Genomic DNA, 1,326 nt, shown 5'->3' on the forward strand with positions numbered 1-1,326 from the left:
CCATCCCAATTCCATAATGTACAAACCCTTCTTCTTTCAGATATTCTGCATCATAGATATTTCGACCGTCAAATACGACTTTGTTTTTCAGAAGTTTGGATATCACATCCCAGCTAGGCATTCGGAATTCTGCCCATTCCGTAACCAATAACAATGCTTCTGAATCGTTGCAGGCTTCGTAAGCGTCTTTGCTGTAAGTTACCTTGTCTCCTAAGTAGAATTCCTCTGCATGCTCCATGGCGACCGGATCATAAGCTTTGACTGCTGCTCCTAATTTTCTCAATTCATCGATGATCACCAACGAAGGGGCTTCACGCATATCGTCTGTATTGGGTTTGAAGCTCAAGCCCCACATCGCAAAGGTCATTCCTCTCAAATCTTCCCCGAAATGTTTTTTAATTTTCTCAACCAATACATATTTCTGAGCATCGTTTACATCTTCTACCGCTTGCAAAACTCTAAGCTCATAGCCGTATTGTTTCGCTGTTCGGATGATGGCTTTCACATCTTTAGGGAAACATGAACCACCGTAGCCAACTCCCGGATAAATGAATTTGTTACCGATTCTAGGATCGGAACCGATGCCTCTTCTTACCATATTGACATCTGCTCCTACTCTTTCGCAAAGGTTTGCAATGTCATTCATGAAACTGATTTTGGTTGCCAGCATGGCATTGGCTGTATATTTTGTCATTTCAGCGGACGGGATATCCATGTAAACCATGCGCTCTCCGTTCAACTGAAATGGTTTGTATAATCTGTGCATGAATTCCTCAGCGCGTTTGTCTTCTGTTCCGATCACTATTCTGTCCGGTTTCAAAAAGTCTTCTACCGCTGCGCCTTCTTTCAAAAATTCAGGATTGGAGGCTACTGAAAATTCTAAGTTTGAATTTCTGTCTGATAAAGATTGCGCTATTTCTGCTTTTACTTTGACACCTGTGCCCACAGGTACTGTACTTTTGGTAGCTACCACTAAATAATCGGTCATTTTTTCTCCGATTTCTCTCGCCACACCCAAAACATAACTCAAATCTGCTGAACCGTCTTCGCCTGGGGGGGTTCCTACTGCAATAAATACTACTTCGCTGTCTTGGATGGCTTCGCCTAAATCTGTAGTAAATGTCAATCGGCCATTGGCAAAGTTTCTTTTGACCAATTCTTCCAAACCCGGTTCGTAAATAGGTATGATGCCGTTTTTGAGCTTTTCAATCTTATTGGAATCTATATCAACGCACACTACATCAATTCCAACATCCGCAAAACACGTCCCAGACACTAACCCGACATATCCTGTCCCGACTACTGTTATTTTCATAGATAAAATTT

The 1,326-nt window shown here is 42.0% G+C and carries 1 protein-coding gene; it reads right to left on the reverse strand.

The window, feature by feature from the left end; translation table 11 throughout:
• On the reverse strand, positions 1 to 1,315 hold a 1,315-nt coding region (locus tag B8977_RS14945), incomplete at its 3' end, for a UDP-glucose dehydrogenase family protein (RefSeq protein ID WP_084019076.1).
• Positions 1,316 to 1,326 lie beyond the last annotated feature (11 nt).

Source organism: Moheibacter sediminis (genome assembly GCF_900176425.1).
Classification (GTDB): Bacteria; Bacteroidota; Bacteroidia; order Flavobacteriales; family Weeksellaceae; genus Moheibacter; species Moheibacter sediminis.